This is a genomic window from Salinicola sp. CR57 (assembly GCF_003206585.1).
GTDB classification, from domain to species: Bacteria; Pseudomonadota; Gammaproteobacteria; order Pseudomonadales; family Halomonadaceae; genus Salinicola; species Salinicola lusitanus.
The window spans coordinates 49118-65568 of record NZ_PZJL01000017.1 but is presented as its reverse complement, the minus strand read 5'-3'; the positions used below and the strand labels follow the sequence as shown (position 1 = coordinate 65568).

General features: G+C 65.8%; 11 protein-coding genes and 1 other RNA gene. 1 reads left to right on the top strand and 11 read right to left on the bottom strand.

The features are described 5' to 3' along the window. Nucleotides 1–64 precede the first annotated feature (64 nt). The 4 genes from hrpA to DOM56_RS19455 form a co-directional block, all read right to left on the bottom strand. Nucleotides 65–4078, bottom strand: coding sequence for an ATP-dependent RNA helicase HrpA (gene hrpA, locus DOM56_RS19470; protein WP_232822376.1), 4014 nt, complete (start codon nt 4076–4078; stop codon nt 65–67). A gap of 112 nt (nt 4079–4190) precedes the next feature. Continuing rightward, nucleotides 4191–5900 (bottom strand): AMP-binding protein, encoded by a 1710-nt coding sequence (locus tag DOM56_RS19465; protein WP_110602416.1) that lies wholly within the window; start codon nt 5898–5900, stop codon nt 4191–4193. A gap of 125 nt (nt 5901–6025) precedes the next feature. After that, nucleotides 6026–7822, bottom strand: a complete 1797-nt coding sequence (locus DOM56_RS19460) for a vWA domain-containing protein (protein WP_110710594.1) — start codon at nt 7820–7822, stop codon at nt 6026–6028. Between the two features lie 90 nt (nt 7823–7912). After that, complete coding sequence (locus tag DOM56_RS19455) at nt 7913–8392, bottom strand: hypothetical protein (RefSeq protein ID WP_198655847.1); 480 nt, start codon at nt 8390–8392, stop codon at nt 7913–7915. Nucleotides 8393–8621: 229 nt separating this feature from the next. Between DOM56_RS19455 and DOM56_RS19450 the strand changes: the two genes are divergently transcribed. Then, nucleotides 8622–10691 carry a prolyl oligopeptidase family serine peptidase gene (locus DOM56_RS19450; protein ID WP_110710593.1) on the top strand — a complete coding sequence of 690 codons (2070 nt, stop codon included), beginning with the start codon at nt 8622–8624 and terminating at the stop codon, nt 10689–10691. A gap of 46 nt (nt 10692–10737) precedes the next feature. Here DOM56_RS19450 and DOM56_RS19445 read toward each other — a convergent pair whose 3' ends face one another. The 7 genes from DOM56_RS19445 to ffs all read right to left on the bottom strand — a co-directional run bounded on the left by DOM56_RS19445 (nt 10738) and on the right by ffs (nt 16354). Further along, complete coding sequence (locus DOM56_RS19445; protein WP_110710592.1) at nt 10738–11193, bottom strand: YcgN family cysteine cluster protein; 456 nt, start codon at nt 11191–11193, stop codon at nt 10738–10740. A 75-nt stretch (nt 11194–11268) separates the two neighbouring features. Then, entirely contained in the window at nt 11269–11556 is a 288-nt protein-coding gene (locus tag DOM56_RS19440) for a YcgL domain-containing protein (protein WP_110710591.1), read from the bottom strand. Next, the gene (rnd, locus tag DOM56_RS19435; RefSeq protein WP_110710590.1) at nt 11556–12677 is read right to left on the bottom strand and encodes a ribonuclease D; all 1122 of its coding nucleotides are present in this window, start codon (nt 12675–12677) and stop codon (nt 11556–11558) included. Before rnd ends, DOM56_RS19440 begins: the two co-directional genes overlap by 1 nt. A gap of 86 nt (nt 12678–12763) precedes the next feature. After that, on the bottom strand, nt 12764–13369 hold the full coding sequence (gene recR / locus DOM56_RS19430) for a recombination mediator RecR (RefSeq protein ID WP_110710589.1): 606 nt from the start codon (nt 13367–13369) through the stop codon (nt 12764–12766). Next, nucleotides 13369–13695, bottom strand: a complete 327-nt coding sequence (locus DOM56_RS19425; RefSeq protein ID WP_110602399.1) for a YbaB/EbfC family nucleoid-associated protein — start codon at nt 13693–13695, stop codon at nt 13369–13371. The genes recR and DOM56_RS19425 overlap by 1 nt, the downstream gene beginning before the upstream one ends. 50 nt (nt 13696–13745) lie before the next feature. Next, nucleotides 13746–16037, bottom strand: a complete 2292-nt coding sequence (dnaX, locus tag DOM56_RS19420; protein ID WP_110710588.1) for a DNA polymerase III subunit gamma/tau — start codon at nt 16035–16037, stop codon at nt 13746–13748. A gap of 220 nt (nt 16038–16257) precedes the next feature. Beyond that, nucleotides 16258–16354: signal recognition particle sRNA small type (gene ffs, locus DOM56_RS19415), an RNA gene on the bottom strand. Nucleotides 16355–16451 lie beyond the last annotated feature (97 nt).

Genomic DNA, 16451 nt, shown 5'->3' with positions numbered 1-16451 from the left:
ATCCGCCGCTCTCCATCATTACGCACACCCGCCGACGGCGGATGCAGTGTCTCGAGCCCGCCAATCACACGGTTTGCCCGGTTATCTCCTGCCAGCGCCGTGCCAGACGCTTCTCCGACACGCTTTCGAGCGTGCCCAGCTGCTGGGCGAATAGCGAGACTCGCCACTCCTGCAGCCACCAGCCGAATTCGACGAGGTCGGCATCGACGATGCCATCGCGATGGGTCTGCTGGCGCCGTGTATCGACCCGCTCCTCCCACGCCTGCACCTGCTGCATCGACAACTGGTCCCGCCGCAGGTCGCGGGGCGCCTTCTCGAGCCGGATCTCGGCCGCCTGCAGGTAGCGCGGATAATGTTTCAGCCAGGGGCCGGCGTCACGCACGAAGCCGGGGTAGACGAGGCGTTGCATCTGCGCCTTGAGATCACTGTAGGTCAGGGCCAACGCCAGCGTGACGTTGCCCTTGAGTGCCTTGGTCACTGCCAGATGGCCTTGCAGCGCCTTGTGCAGGTCGACCAACAGCGCCTCGGCATAGCCGACCAGGTCGCCGCGCCACTGCTCGAGGCGAGCATCGAGCGCCTCCCGCGATCGCGGCAATGGATCGACCGCCACGGTCTGGGCCAGGCAGGCATCGATCACATCGCGGGCAAGCTGCTCGTGACTGCCGACCTTGGCAAACAGCAGCGCGGACTGCTTGAGTGCCGGCAGTTCGCGCTGGATGTAGCGCACGATGTCGGGCAACCGGCGCCGGGCCAGGTTGACGATGCCGTCGCGGTGGGCGGCTTCGGCACGCGCGGCGTGGTCGAACCAGGCAACCCGCAGTTCGTCGCCCTCCACCACTACCGCCGGATAGACCTCGACCTGAATCCCGGCCTGGCGGGTCGTGCGCGAATCGGGCAGCGGCGTCACCGGCAGGTCGTCGAGACGCTCGGCATCCTCTTTCGGCGTCTGGGCCAGCGCCTTGGCACCCGCTGCGGCGGCCTCGCCAAACCGCGTCTGCAGTTGGCGCAGGTCACGTCCTTCACCCAGCACCTCGCCGTTGTGATCCACCACTCGCAGGTTCATCACCAGGTGCGGATCGAGCTGGTCGTGACGCCACGCCGACGGGTCCAGCCGGGTTCCGGTCTTGATCCGCAGAAACTCGCCCAGCGCCTCCTCGACCGGACGCTCGTCCGGCGTCATCGATGCCAAGGCAGCGTCGACCCAGTCGGGAATCGGCACCACCTGTCGACGCATCGCCTTGGGCAGCGCCTTGAGCAGCGCGATGCACTTCTCGCGCAGCAGCCCGGGCACCAGCCAGCTCAGCCGTCCCTGCGGAAGCTGCGCCAACATCACCGCCGGCACGGTCAAGGTAACGCCATCGTCGCCCGCCCCCGGCGAGAAGTGATAGCTCAGCGGGTAGCGCACGCCGTTGAACACCAGCTCGTCGGGGTACTGCTCGACGCTGACGTCGTCGGCATCGCGCGCCATCAGTGCCGCTTTATCGAGCTTGAGCAGATCCGGCGTGTCACGTTCGGCCTGCTTGCGCCAGTTCTCGAAGCTGCGTCCGCCGGCGACGTCCGCCGGGACCCGCTCGTCGTAGAAGGCGAACAGCGTCTCCTCGTCGACGAGGATGTCACGCTTGCGCGCCCGATCCTCGAGATCCTCCACTTCCGCCATCATCGCGCGGTTGTGTTCGAAGAACGCCGCCCGGGTCTGGTAGTCGCCCTCCACCAGCGCCCGGCGCAGAAAGATCTCCCGAGCTTCCGCCGGCGCCACCTTGGCGTAATCCACGCGGCGACCAGTGACGATCGGCAGGCCGAATAGCGTTACTTGCTCCAGCGCCACCACCTGGGCCCGCTTGCGCTCCCAGTGGGGTTCGCTGTAGCTGTGCTTGACCAGGTGCGCGGCCTGTGGCTCGATCCACTCCGGCTTGATCCTCGCCACGTCACGCGCAAACAGACGACTGGTCTCCACCATCTCGCCGGCCATCACCCATTTGGGCGGCTTGCGCGACAGGCCCGACGCCGGATGGATCAGGAAGCGCCGGTTGCGGGCACCGAGGAATTCCCGGCTTTCCGGCTGCAACTGCCCCAGGTTGGAGAGCAGACCGGACAACAGCGCCTGATGCAGACGCTGGGTATCGATCCGAGGTTTCTCCGCCGGCGATTGTTCCGCTCCCGCCACCGCACCCGGCTCCTCGGTGTCGGGCTGCATGGCACTCGACGGCTCCAGCTTCATCTCGCGGGTCAACTGGCGCAGTTGGCGATAGGTGTCGTGCCATTCGCGCAGGCGCAGGTAGTTCAGATACTGATCGCGACACCAGCGCCGCAGTTGATTGCTCGACAGCGTCTCGCGCATGGCATCGAAGCCATGCCAAAGATTGAGCCAGGCGACGAAGTCGGAGTTGGGGTCCTCCCACTGCTTGTGACGCTGATCGGCGGCCTGGCGCTTCTCCGCCGGCCGCTCGCGGGGATCCTGCGTTGCCAGCGCACTGACCACGATCAACACCTCGCGCAGACACTGGAAGCGCTCGCCCGCCAGTACCATTCGCGCCAGGCGCGGATCGATCGGCAACCGGGACAGCTGCCGCCCGATGGCGGTGATGCGCTCGCCGTCATCGACGGCTCCCAATTCGAACAGCAGCCGGTAGCCATCCTTGACGAAGCGGGCATCCGGGGCATCGACGAACGGGAAATCGAACACGTCACCCAGCTTGAGCGACAGCATCGACAGAATGACCGAGGCCAGGTTGGTGCGCTGGATCTCGGGTTCGGTGAATTCGGGGCGAGAGAGGAAATCCTCTTCGCTGTAGAGCCGGATGCAGACACCTTCGGCCACGCGCCCGCAACGCCCCTTGCGCTGATCGGCGCTGGCCTGGCTCACCGGCTCGATCGGCAGACGCTGGACCTTGGCGCGCGCGCTGTAGCGGCTCATGCGGACCAGGCCGGGATCGATCACGTAGCGTATGCCGGGCACGGTCAACGAGGTCTCGGCCACGTTGGTGGAGAGCACGATGCGCCGGCCGGCGTGGGACTGGAACACCCGGTTCTGCTCGGCATTGGAGAGCCGCGCGTAGAGCGGCAGGATCTCGGTACTCTTGAGTTCGGCGCGGCGCAGCACGTCCGCCGTCTCGCGAATGTCGCGTTCGCCCGGCAGAAAGATCAGGATATCCCGCGGGCCGCTGTACCAGCGCTTTTCGCGCTCGATTCGCTCGACCTCGTCGACCGCCGCCAGAATGCCCTCCTGCAGGGTCAGGTCCTCCTCGTCCCGCGACTCCCGGACCAGCGGCCGATAATGCACCTCGACCGGATAGGCGCGCCCGGAGACCTCGACCACGGGGGCGGGCCGCAGCTCGCCGCTGCGCTCGACGGCAAAGTGCCGGGAGAGCCGCTCGACGTCGATGGTCGCCGAGGTGATGATCACCTTGAGGTCGGGGCGTCGGGCCGTCAGGCGCTTGAGATAGCCGAGCAGGAAGTCGATGTTGAGACTGCGCTCGTGCGCTTCATCGATGATGATCGCTTCATAACGCATCAGGTCCGGGTCGTGCTGCGTCTCGGCCAGCAGGATGCCATCGGTCATCAGCTTGACCAGGGTGTCGTCGCTGCTCTGGTCGGTGAAGCGCACCTGATAGCCGACCTGCTCGCCCAGCGGCACCTGCAGCTCCTCGGCCAGGCGAGCCGCCACCGAACGTGCCGCCAGGCGGCGCGGCTGGGTGTGACCGATCATGCCACGCCGCCCCAGCCCCAGCTCCAGGCAGAGCTTGGGTAGCTGGGTGGTCTTGCCGGAGCCGGTCTCGCCGGCGACCACCACCACCTGATGCTCGCGCAGGGCCTCGAGAATGGTCTCGCGCTTGGCGGCGACCGGCAACGCCGCGGGGTAGTCCAGCGTCACCGGCTGACGCTGGCGACGCGCCAGCAGCTCACTGGATGACGCCAGTCGCGTTTCGACCTCCTTCAGCGACCGGTCGATCGGCTTGCCGTCGCGGGCACGTTGCGCCAGGCGCTGGAGCCGCCGACGCAGCTCGTGGGCATCGCGCAGCAGGCAGCCGTCCAGGCGAGTTTCCAGGTCATTCAGGGCTTGCAGCGAGGGGGAAGCGATAGCGCTCAAGAGATCCTCTACGTCGGCGAGAACGGGCCGCCACCCAGAGTGGTGACGAACCCGTCATTGTAGCGCCGTCAGCGGACCAACTCACGTCCTGGGAGAACCGATCTCATGCCGAGGGCTTGTCGCCCGCCTTGCCGGCCTCGTCGGCCCCATCCCCGGAGGCCTCGTCACGCAGCTCTCGTCGCAGCACCTTGCCGACGTTGCTCTTGGGCAGTTCGTCTCGCAGCTCGACGAACTTGGGCACCTTGTAGCCGGTCAGCTCCTGCTTGCACCACTGCCGCAGCGCCTGCGGATCGAGACTCTCGTTGCGCGCGACCACGAACAGCTTGACGGCCTCCCCGGTCTCCTCGTCGGGCACCCCCACGGCGGCGGCCTCGACGACATCGGGATGCCCCGCCACCACTTCCTCTATTTCGTTGGGGTAGACGTTGAATCCGGAGACCAGAATCATGTCCTTCTTGCGATCGACGATCTTGACGTAGCCGTCGTCGAGAATCATCGCCATGTCGCCGGTGCGCAGCCAGCCCTCGTCATCCAGCGTCTTGGCGGTATCTTCGGGACGGTTCCAGTACCCTTTCATGACTTGCGGTCCCTTGACGCAGAGCTCGCCACGCTCGCCGCGCGGCAGGGCGCGACCGTCGTCGTCGACGACCTGGATCGAGGTTCCGGGAACCGGCTTGCCGATGGTGCCGATCTGGGGCGCTTCGGGGGGATTGACCAGCGCGATGGGTGAGGTCTCGGTCAGGCCATAGCCCTCGACGATGCCGAGCCCGGTGGTCTGCTCCCAGCGCTCGGCGACGACCTGGGTCAGCGCCATGCCGCCGGAGATCGTCATCTTGAGGCGCGAGAAATCGAGCGCCTTGAAATCGTCGCGCTGGCACAACGCGTTGAACAGGGTATTGAGCCCCACGAAGACCGTGAACGGCGTTTTCGACAGCGTCTTGACGAAGCCGGCGATATCGCGGGGGTTGGGGATCAGGATATTGTGCTGGCCGGTGACCATCGCGAACAGGCAGTTCACCGTGAAGGTATAGATGTGATAGCAGGGCAGCGGCGCGATGATCGTCTCTTCACCCTCCACCAGCGCCCTGCCGACCACCTGCTTGGTCTGCAGCATGTTGGCGATCAGATTGCGGTGGGTCAGCATGGCGCCCTTGGCGACGCCGGTGGTACCACCGGTGTACTGAAGGGCCGCCACATCGTCTGCCCGGCTGGCGACCACCTTGGCCTGATGCCGATGACCGGCGGCAAGCGCCTGTCGAAAACCGACCGCGTCCGGCAGCGAGTAGGATGGCACCAGCTTCTTGACGTGTCGCACCACCCGGTTGATCAGCATCCGCTTGGGCCAGGGATGCAGATCCGCCATTTCAGTCACGTAGACATGGCGAATGTCGGTCTGCTCGAGTACTTTTTCCAGCTTGTGGGCCATATTCGCCAGCACCACGACCGCCTTGACACCGGCATCGCGAAACTGGTGACGCATCTCGCGCTCGGTATAGAGCGGATTGGTATTGACCACGACCAGCCCGGCACGCAGCGCACCGAACACGGCAACCGGGAACTGCAGCACATTGGGCAGCTGTATGGCGATGCGATCGCCCGGCTCCAGGTCGGTCTCCTGCTGGAGCCAGGCAGCGAAGTCGCCGGAAAGCCGATCCACATCCCGATAACTCAAGGTGTGACCCAGGCAACTGAAGGCAGGCTTGTCGGCGAATCGATCGCACGCCTCGGCGATGATGTCGTTGATCGACTCGAACGCTTCCATGCCCTCCAGCGGCGCTCCCGTTTCGATGCACGGGCTGACGCTGTCGCTCATAGGATCTCCTTGATTCGTGACGGTTATCGCTCTTATAACAGGATCCGGGCAGTGAGGCGCTGCCACCAAGGTTGTAAGACGCTCGACCCGGCCGTCGCAGGCAATGGCGAGACCACCGTCGACGGCTAGATCGACGGCTCCTCGCGCCGGGCCAGTCGCCGCCGTCTGACGGCGCTCCGCCAGCGCAGCAGTATCCACGACAACACGATGACGGCGATGATGATCCAGGTCACCGGCCGCTGACCGTAGGTCTCAACGTACGGCCTGGCGATTCGCCACCCCTGCTGCGCCTTGTCGACGGCGATATCGGCCATCTGCGAAGCGGTCAACCCATCGGTGAAGTCATCGCCATCGTCAGAACCCAGGCTATTGTCCTGCTGACGGGAGTCGCTGGTGATGCCTCGTTCGAGATCCGCGCCGCTCAAGCCGACGGACGCCTCGGGGTTGAGCCGCACGACCGGCAGCTCGAAGTGCAACGTGCGTCCACCGACACGGGCGTCGGCGGCGATGGTGACCGGCAGTGACTGACCTGGATCGGTCTGCGGCACCGCAATCGTCCACTCCCGCTCCCCGGTCTGGCGCACGTCGAGCGACCTGCCGGTAAGGCTTGCACTGAGCTGGGTATTGCTGACGTCCAGGTCGGGATGATTGGCACGCACGACGATCTGCGAGCCGTCCTCGCTCAGCACCGCACTCAGCGCGGCCACCACGTTGACCGTCTGGACCTGCTGGCGAATCATGCGATCGCTGCGCGCGGTGATCGTCAGCCGGGCATTGCCGAGTTGATCCACTCCCGGCAGTTCGCCGCGAAAGTGGTTGTCCGACGGTTCCAGCGGCGTGGCGGCAAGGACGGCTCCGTCCAGATCCTTGAGTTCAGCCCGAACGGTGAGCCCTTCGGGGCGCCTGTCCGCTCCCAGCACCTCCCCGTCCGACGCCAGCCAGACATCCAGCGGCGTGGAAAAACCGCGATAGAGCGTTGCCGGAAGCGGCGAGCTGCGCAGCACGGTGTCGGCATGAATGCCGATACGGCTATCGGCACCGATATTGCCCTCGATCCGCCATTCACCGGCGGCCGGATCTGGCACGGTGACGAGGTCGTAGCGATCGCTGCTTTGCCACTCCACGGCACCGGGATGGTCGCCGCGCGAGTAGCGCTGGCCATCGGGACCCACCAGCACCGGAGAATCGACGCCCGGGGCGTGGAACAGCAGCGCGTTGAATTCGTCGATATCGTCGTCGACGCTGAACCGCTGCTGCCCGTCGATGGGAATCTGGTCCCCCGGCAGGATACGGTCGAGAACGTCCAGGAAGGCACGCAGCAGTTCTTCCGGCGTATCGGCGACCGCCGCCAGCCCGCCAGTGGTCTGTGCGACCTGTTCGAGCAGCGGCAGATCGACATTGTTCGACAGCGCGATGGCATGGACGACGACGCCACGCCCGGCAAGCTCCGGCGCCAATTCGTTGATGATGCGTTGGCGCGAGGCACTGTCGCGCTGCGCCTTGTCGCTGCCTGACGCGGGCAAGTCGACCATGCCATCGGTCAGCAGGATCAGATGTCGGTTGGCGCTGTCAGGCGCTGCATCGGCCGCCTGGCGAAGCGCCCGCTCGATATCCGTGAACTGTTGATAGTCGGTCAACTGCGGCGAGAGGCTGGCCACGCGACCCCGCCAGGCGTCCGCCACCGTGCCACTCGGGAGAGGATTGGCGACCGTGGTCCCGAAGGTCCAGATCGACCCCCTAGCGCTGGGCGGCAACAGTGTCGCGGCGAAGCCCAGGGCGTTGGCCCGCAGGTTCTGAGGATCGTTCTGCTTCATGCTGCCTGAAACATCGACGACGATCCGCACGTCCGGTGCGGACTGCGCCAGCGCCCAGGTCGGGGCGAGCCCCGTTGCCAGCATCACCATCAACAACAACGCACGCATCTCTCGCTTCCTTGTCGAAACACACGCCGAGAACGAGGTCACGACATCCTCGTCCAGTAGTATCGTTGGACAGCCCTTCGGACCGGAGAGTCAGTTGACCACCGGCTCGCGGCGGCCATCCGCCTTGCCATGGGCATCGCCACGCTTGCCGGGAGCCCGTGCCGCGGCACCCGTCGGCCGCCCCTTTTTCCGGCCGTGGCCAGACCCACTGCCGGTATCGTCATGGCGGCGACGAAGCAGGCGCCAGGCTCCCAGCCCCAGGGCGGCACCCAGCGCGGCGCCGACCAGCAGCAGCGGCATCGCACCGGCGACCTGACCGCCATCGTGCTGGATGACCCCGACCGCCATCACCACGATGGCCGGGGCCAGGCCAGAGTAGGCCTCCCCCTGCTGCAGCAGCGGCAGCGAGAACGGCGCCACCGCCCACAACCCGCCGGCGACGACGCCGACCAGGATCAGACGCGGTAGCAGCGGTATCCAGCGCACCGCCAGATAGCCGGTCACCAGAACGATCAGCGAAAGGACCCCATAACTCAGCCAGAGCTGCGGCAGCGAATCGGAAAACAGCATGGTAATGACTCTCGATTCATACGATTTGCCACATGGTACACTCCAACCAGTCAAAGCACAGCCGCACCGGCGCCATCGGATGCGTGACTCGACGTCCAGTCGCCGCACTCCGGGCACGCCTCCGCGGATTCGCGAACCCGGCCCCGGCACACCGCTTCTAGCGCCCGGCCCGGCCAGATGACGTCCATTTCATCGACAGCCTCAGCTCGCAAGGATTCCGCATAGTCCCATGTCCCGCTCGCAGACGACCCAAGTGCTTCCCGCAGTTCACTTCCGGCGTGATGATGACCCCGACTGGCACTGGCTGGAGTCACGCGACGACCCTCAGGTCAAGGCGTTCCTGCGCGCCGCCAATCGCGAAAGCGATGCGTTCTTCTCTCCCCTCGCAGCGCTGGAGGACGCTCTCTACGAGGGCCATCTGGCGCGACGGGAACTCAGGGTGGTCGGCCTGCCCATGGCGCTGGAGCGTTTCCGCTACTGGAGTGAAACGGCCGGCGACGCGGACTATCCGCGATGGTGGCGACAGCCGATCGCCGAAGAGGCCGAACCGGAACTGCTGCTGGACATCGAGTCGCGCTCGAAGGCCCACGACTTCCTCGAGCTGGGCGACATGGCGATCTCGTCGGACGAGCAGTGGCTTGCCTGGACCGAGGATGTCAGCGGCAACGAATACTTCGACCTCTACCTGAAACGGCTACCGGATGGTGAGCCAACCCGCCTGCGTCGTCGCATCGGCCCGGACCTCGTATGGGCGCAGGACAACCGCACGCTGTTGTTCACCCGCTACGACGCCACGCAGCGCCCCGCCAGCGTATGGCTGCTACGACCCGGCGACGACCACTGCGAGAAGATCTTCGAGGAAACCGATGTCGAATTCTGGGTGGGCCTGGGCAAGACGCGCTCTCGCCAATGGCTGATCCTGGAGACGGCCTCCAAGGACACTGCCGAATGCCACCTGATACCGGCTGATGCACCCGGCACCCAACCCCAGTGCGTGCGCCCGCGGGAGGCGGGGGTCGAATACGGTCTGGATCACCGTGCCGACACCTTCTACGTGCTCCACAATCGCGATGCCTCTCACTTCCGCCTGGACACCGCCCCGACGTCTCGACCGTCGAGCTGGACCCCCCTGGTACCGCATCGCGACGACGTCACCCTGGAGGGCATCGACGCCTTCGCCTGGGGCCTGGTGATCACCGAGCGTGACCATCACGAAGCCCAGGTATACCTGCGCGTGATCGAACTCCCGGATACTGGGCCATCGGAGGACGGCACCCCGCGGCCGGAGGCGCTGCCGGGCTCGCGACTCCCGCTGCCCGAGGCCCCCTGCAGCCTTGCACTCGGTGATACACCCGACTTCCATACCCGCAAGCTTCACCTGCGCGAGGAGTCGTTCACCCTGCCGGTGCGATGGATCGAACATGACCTGGACAGCGGCGAGCAGCGCGTTCTCAAGACGCAGCCGCTTTATGGTGATCTTCGGCCCCAGGACCTGATCTGCCAAAGGCTATGGGCAGAGGGCCACGACGGAGAGCGCATCCCTGTCTCGGTGGTCGCCAGAGCCGATGACCTGGGCAAGGCGCCGATGCCGACGCTGCTCTACGGCTATGGCGCCTACGGCGAGGTCCTCGATCCCTGGTTCTCGATCGCGCGCCTGGAACTGCTCTCCCGGGGCGTCGCGTTCGCGGTCGCCCATGTACGCGGCGGTGGCGATCGCGGCGAGCCCTGGTACTTGGCGGGCAAGCTCGAGCACAAGGAAAACAGCTTCAGGGACTTCCTGGCAGCGCGTCATGCGCTGGTCGCCGGAGGCCTGTCGGACCCGAACCGGGTAGCGGCCTATGGCGCCAGCGCCGGCGGCCTGCTGGTGGGAGCCAGCCTCAACATGGAGCCAGAAGCCTTCTGCGCCGCCGTGCTCGACGTTCCCTTCGTCGACGTGCTGCGGACGATGGAGAATCCCGACCTCCCCCTCACCACGGCGGAATACACCGAGTGGGGCAATCCGGACGAGCCCGCTGTACGCCGGCGCATTCGTGATTATTCACCGCTCGATAACCTGACCGCCCAGCCCTACCCCAGCATGCTGCTGCAGGGGAGCTGGCACGATTCACGGGTGCCTTACTGGGAGCCGGCCAAGCTCTACGCGCGCGTGACCGAATTGGGTAGCGCCCGGGGGCCGGTACTGTTGCGCACCGACATGGCAGCCGGGCATGGAGGGGCATCGGGCCGATTCAAGGCCTGGCGGGACAATGCACGCCAGGATGCCTTCATCCTATGGTCGCTGGGACTCGCCGAGAAGTAGCGCCGGATAAGGCGCATCGGCCGATGAGGATGCACCCCGCTCAAGTTCAGCGCTGTTCGTCGAGCGGGATGATATCGATGATGTGGGCTTCGTAGTCGGCCTCGTCGACATCGGTTTCACTGACGGCAAAATGGCGCACGCTCATCTGGCGCTCGTGCATGCGACGATCGTCGCCGCTGCGCAGCGGATGCCAACTGGCCAGTTTGCGCCCTTCAGAGAGACGCCGATAGGCGCAGCTGTGAGGCAGCCAGTGGAACTCGTCGAGGTTCTGCAGGCTCAACTGGGTGCACTCGGGCACTTTCTCGAAACGGTTCTCGTAGTCGCTGCAACGGCAACTGCCGATGTCCAGCAGGCGGCAGGCCACGTTCAGCGTCGCGACATCGCCCGTGTCGGCATCTTCCATCTTGACCAGACAGCACTTGCCGCACCCGTCGCAGAGCGCCTCCCACTCTTGCTGGGTCAGCTCCTCGAGGGAAAAGCGTTCCCAGAATCGATCACGCATATCGACCTCCGCCCCGGTGATTCTCACCGCACTCTCGCCTTGGGAACGTGCGCCGAGGGGATGTGGTACGCCTCATCACTCCCCCCGCGGCGTGAACAGATCCAGCATCTCCGGATCTTTGGCCGGCGGCATCTGCAGATAGAAGCCCTGGTCGCGGATCGCCGCCATGACCTTGACCACGTCGACGCGCGCCAACGGCCGCTCGGCCCTCAGCAACAGCGTCATCACCGCGATGGGCGGCCCGAACCGCTCACGCAGCGCCTGCGGCACCGGCGCCATGCCCTGGGCCTTGTCGAGATAGAGATACATCTCGTCTCGACGCGGGCTCTTGACCACCTCGCAAATCAGCCGGGAGGCGTCCATCACGCCGCCTCCTGTTCAGCCAGCGCCCGTTCCCAGTCGGCCGCCAGCACGCGCCCGCGCCATCCGGTCGGCAATGGCAGCGTCGCCCGCTTGAGATGGGCGGTGACGATCGCCTCCATCTCCGCTCGGTTGGCGAGTCGCTCCGGCGCGACGCCAAGCGCCTCGGCGTGGGCCTGGACGACCTGCTTCAGCGCCTTGACGCGACGCTTGAACGGGGGCGAGGTCGGCACCGGCAGCGGTTCGCAGAGCGCCGATTCATCCTGATGCTGCGCGGCCTTGACCAGCGCCAGCAAGGTGTCGCCTTCGCGCTTGACCAGGCTGGGGGTGACGCCTTCGATGGCCGCCAACTCGTAGCGATTCTGCGGCATGGCCTCGGCGACCGCGAACAGCACGGCATCCTTGACCAGCCAGCCGCGCGGGACGTCGCGACGACGTATCTCCACTTCCCGCCAGGCAGTGAGTTCGCGGTAGGCCTCGATCTGGCGCGGCTTCAGCCGCCACAACTGACGGTGACGGGTATACCATTGGTCGGCGTTACCCTCGTGCCCACGGCTCAACGCCGCGCACTCTTCCTCTAGCCATTCTGCCCGCCCCAGCTCGACCAGCTCACGCGACTGGCCTTCCCAGATGGCGGGGAGGAATACCACGTCCAGCGCCGCATATTCGAGCTGAGCTGGCGTCAGTGGACGTTCCAGCCAGTTCGAGCGAGTCTCCTCCTTCGGCAGATCGACGTCACAGCGTCGGGCGACCAGCCGCCGGTAACCGATCGCCGGGTCGCTGCCCAAGAAAGACTCGGCGATCTGCGTATCGACCAACGGCGCCACCGTCACGCCGGCCCACAGCGCCAGCACGTCCAGATCCTCGCCACAGGCGTGGATCAGCTTCAAGGGCCCGCCGCCCAGCAACCTCTGGAACGTCTCGCTGGCCGCCACTGCCTGCGGATCGATCAGATACACCGTTTCTCCAGCCGTCAGTTGAATCAACGCCGGCACGGGGAAGAAGGTGGTCTCTCGGAAGAACTCGGTATCCAGCGCCACGACATCCGCCTCGGCCAGCACCTCGTAAGCGGCCTGCAACCCTTCCGGGGTGTCGACCCAACATAGCGAATAGTCAACGCTCATTCAGATTCCTTGCGGCCACGGACGTGGCCCTGCGATACGAAAGGAGAGAGCCTGGGCGCGGCAGTAGCCCCCGCCGCGCCCAGGCTTCACTCGGAAGAGAACGGCTGGCGCCCTTGAAATGCCCGGCTGAGCGTGCCGCCATCGACATACTCCAGCTCGCCACCCATGGGCACACCATACGCCAGCCGCGAGAGCCTCGCTTCTCGCCCAACCAGGTGCTCCGCGATGTAGTGGGCGGTCGCCTCGCCTTCCACGGTGGGATTGGTCGCCAGGATGATCTCGCTGACGGTCTCTTGGGCGAGTCGTGCTTCCAACTGGTCGAGACCGATATCGTCGGGCCCGATGCCGTCGAGTGGCGAGAGGTGACCATGCAGGACGAAGTACTGGCCCCGGTAGCCACCGGCCTGCTCGATCGCCAGCATGTCCGCCGGCGACTCGACCACGCACAGCAGCGCCGAGTCGCGACGCGGATCCTGGCAGACACCGCAAAGGGTCTCCTCGGTCAGGGTTCGACACCGCTCACAGTAGCCAACCCGCTCGATCGCCTCGGTCAACGACTGAGCCAGCCGACGCCCGCCATCGCGCTCCCGCTCCAGCAGATGCAACGCCATCCGCTGCGCCGTCTTGGGCCCCACGCCAGGCAGCACGCGAAGGCTATCCAGCAGTTGCTCGACCAGCGGTGAGAAACTCATCAGAACGGCATCTTCATCCCAGGAGGCAGGTTGAGTCCGGAAGAGACCTCTTCCATCCTCGCCTTTGACTGGCTCTCCACCTTGCGAGACGCGTCGTTGACAGCGGCCGCCAGCAGGTCTTCCAGCAGCTCCTTGTCTTCCTGCATCAGGGATGGATCGATCTCGACCCGGCTGACGTCATGACGGCCATTCATGGTGACCTTGATCATGCCGGCGCCAGCTTCGCCCGAGACTTCCATCTGGGCGATCTCTTCCTGCACCTGCTGCATCTTTTCCTGCATTTCCTGGGCCTGCTTCATCAGGCCACCCATGCCACCCTTGAACATGACGAACTCCTTCGAGATGGGATTTTCGAGACTGGGGTCGTTGGCAAGTGTCACACGCGGTCGGCGGTGACACTCTCTTCGATCAGACGGGCGCCGAAGCGCGCTTCCAGTTCCTGAATATGTGGGTCGACCCGCAGCGCTTCAACGGCGCGGGCATGACGCTCGCGAGCCTCTCGGTCGCGTCTGGCCTTGGCCGTTTCGCGCGAACCATCCAGTTCGGCGACATTGACCTCGAGACGGCGAGCATAACCGATACCCGCCAGCGCCTTGGTAATGCGATCGACATGCAGCTCCGACAGCATCGCAGACTGTCCGGGGTCCAGCGTGACGTGAAGCACGTGCCCGTCGTCGCTGTCGATGACGCAGTGCGCCGCGAGATTGCGGGTGAGACCACCGATGTCGAGCCGATCGAAACGCTCGAGCCAGAGATCATGCGTCAACGGTGTCGTCGCGGCGACTACCCCAGCAGGTTCAGGCGACTCGTCGATGACCGCCGGAGATGAAGATTCCCCGGCGCTGGCGGCTGCCCGCGGCATCTCGGCGGCATCGCGCTCGGAGGGCATGTCGGCCGGGTGCGCGGATGACGCATTCGGGTCGACCGGCAAGGCCGGCGCCGGGTCGTGACTATCGGGAAGCGCCGCCAATGACTCGTCGCGAGAGACGTTCGACTGCTCCGCCCAGGCGTAGGCGTCATCCTGCAGATCTGCATCGCTGTCGAAATCGATCTCGCGGCCGGATTCGGCATCGCCGCTAACATCGCTGCCGTCGCTGGCACCGACATCGCCGGCTTCGACGCCTGGCGTAGAGAAATCCGCAGCTGAGAATGACTCCGCCTCCCACGACGTCGATTCCTCCGTCGCTGGCGCCGGTTGCTGTGTTGCACCAGGTGCCTCGACATCGACCGACCAGGGCGGACGGTCATCCGCCTGCGGCTCGACGGCGGCCGGGGACGATGCAACCGGTGCCGCACCCGGCCCGACCGGTCGTTGATCGACCGCAGGTGGCGGCTCGTGCGGCGCCGGCTCCTTAGGATTCACGCTCGTCGGTCCCGACGCCGCCGATTCCGGAGCCACCGATTCCGGAGCCGTAGCGCTGGCCGCCGATGCCATCGGTTCGGCCGGCGCAGGATCATCGGCCCGCGCGTCTTCTGCAGCGGTACCGCCTGCGCGCGTCTCACGCTGGGCGTCACGACCGCCATCATTTTCGTCCTGCGGATTTCCGCGCAGCGGCAGGTCGGTCTGCGGCGGTGTCGGCACCCCCTGGGGACGGAAGGCCAGCATGCGCAACAGCGTCATCTCGACCGCCGAACGCGTGTCCGGCGCGTTGTCGATGTCGCCGCGCCCCTGCAGGGCAATCTGGTAGTAGAGCTGGACGTCTTCGGCGGTGAACCGGCCGGCCAGTGCCAGCAGTTCCTCGCGATCGCCATGGCCATTGTCCAGGGCCGAGGGCACCATCTGGGCGATGGCCAGGCGGTGCATCAGCCCGGACAGCTCGTCGAGCACGCCGGCAAAGTCCGGCCCTTGCTCGGCCAGTGCCGCTACTTCCGCCAACAGTCGCTCGGCGTCGACATCCGCCAGGGCCTGGGCCAGGGCAATCAGATGCGCGTGATCCAGCGTGCCGAGCATGGCGGCCACATCCTCACGGCGCACTTCACCCTGCCCAAACGCGATGGCCTGATCGGTGAGGCTCATGGCGTCCCGCATCGAGCCGTCGGCAGCCTTGCCGAGCAGCCACAGCGCCTGCGGGTCGAAAGCGACCTGTTCGGCCTCCAGCACCCGGGTCAGATGCTCGACGACCCGCTCCGGCGGCATATTCTTGAGCGTGAACTGCAGGCAGCGCGACAGCACCGTCACCGGCAGTTTCTGGGGGTCCGTCGTCGCCAGCAGGAACTTGACGTGCGGCGGCGGCTCTTCCAGCGTCTTGAGCAGCGCGTTGAAGCTGTGCGTCGACAGCATGTGCACCTCGTCGATGAGGTACACCTTGTAGCGCCCCTGGGTCGGCGCGTACTGAACGTTGTCCAGCAGCTCGCGGGTGTCCTCCACCTTGGTCCGCGATGCGGCATCGACCTCGATCAGGTCGACGAAGCGACCGTTATCGATATCGCGACAGGTCTCGCACTGGCCGCAAGGCTGCGAACTCACCCCCTGCTCGCAGTTGAGGCACTTGGCGAGGATCCGGGCCAGCGTCGTCTTGCCGACGCCGCGCGTACCGGTAAACAGATAGGCGTGGTGCAGCCGGCCCTGGTCGAGCGCGTTGACCAGCGCACGGCTGACATGCTCCTGGCCGATCAGTTCGTGAAAGGTACGCGGGCGCCACTTGCGGGCCAGAACCTGATAACTCATGCGGCGCGATACTCCTCGCAGGTAGGTTCGCGGCTGGACGTGATCGTTGAGAGACGGTGCGGGCGCGACCGAAAACGTCGATGCCAGCATCGATATCCGAGACAGTGATCGGACCATTCTAGCAGGGTCGGCAGAAGCGTGACGAGGCAGGAGAGAACGACTTTCGGACCGCCGTGAGATCGACGGCGCCCATCGATGTCGGGCCCAAAATGGAGGCGGCCCCGACCAGCCACATCCCGGCACACGCGGCCACCACTACCGTTGCTCCCTTCCGGGCCTGGCGGGGTTTGCGGTTTAGCGTTGCGGGAGGACCGGTAAGGGCCACCGTAACTCGACGCATCCTGAGACATGGATGAGATCGAAGGTCGACAAAGCCTGTTCCATCAAGACGTTGCCGAGCGAGCGGCACTATAA

Bases quoted from the DNA above. Each gene is read 5' to 3' on its own strand.
- DOM56_RS19455 (WP_198655847.1), bottom strand. From the start codon at position 8,392: ATGCTGTTTTCCGATTCGCTGCCGCAGCTCTGGCTGAGTTATGGGGTC.
- recR (WP_110710589.1), bottom strand. From the start codon at position 13,369: ATGAGTTTCTCACCGCTGGTCGAGCAACTGCTGGATAGCCTTCGCGTG.
- rnd (WP_110710590.1), bottom strand. From the start codon at position 12,677: ATGAGCGTTGACTATTCGCTATGTTGGGTCGACACCCCGGAAGGGTTG.
- DOM56_RS19425 (WP_110602399.1), bottom strand. From the start codon at position 13,695: ATGTTCAAGGGTGGCATGGGTGGCCTGATGAAGCAGGCCCAGGAAATG.
- DOM56_RS19440 (WP_110710591.1), bottom strand. From the start codon at position 11,556: ATGGACGCCTCCCGGCTGATTTGCGAGGTGGTCAAGAGCCCGCGTCGA.
- dnaX (WP_110710588.1), bottom strand. From the start codon at position 16,037: ATGAGTTATCAGGTTCTGGCCCGCAAGTGGCGCCCGCGTACCTTTCAC.
- DOM56_RS19465 (WP_110602416.1), bottom strand. From the start codon at position 5,900: ATGAGCGACAGCGTCAGCCCGTGCATCGAAACGGGAGCGCCGCTGGAG.
- DOM56_RS19445 (WP_110710592.1), bottom strand. From the start codon at position 11,193: ATGCGTGATCGATTCTGGGAACGCTTTTCCCTCGAGGAGCTGACCCAG.
- DOM56_RS19460 (WP_110710594.1), bottom strand. From the start codon at position 7,822: ATGCGTGCGTTGTTGTTGATGGTGATGCTGGCAACGGGGCTCGCCCCG.
- DOM56_RS19450 (WP_110710593.1), top strand. From the start codon at position 8,622: ATGTCCCGCTCGCAGACGACCCAAGTGCTTCCCGCAGTTCACTTCCGG.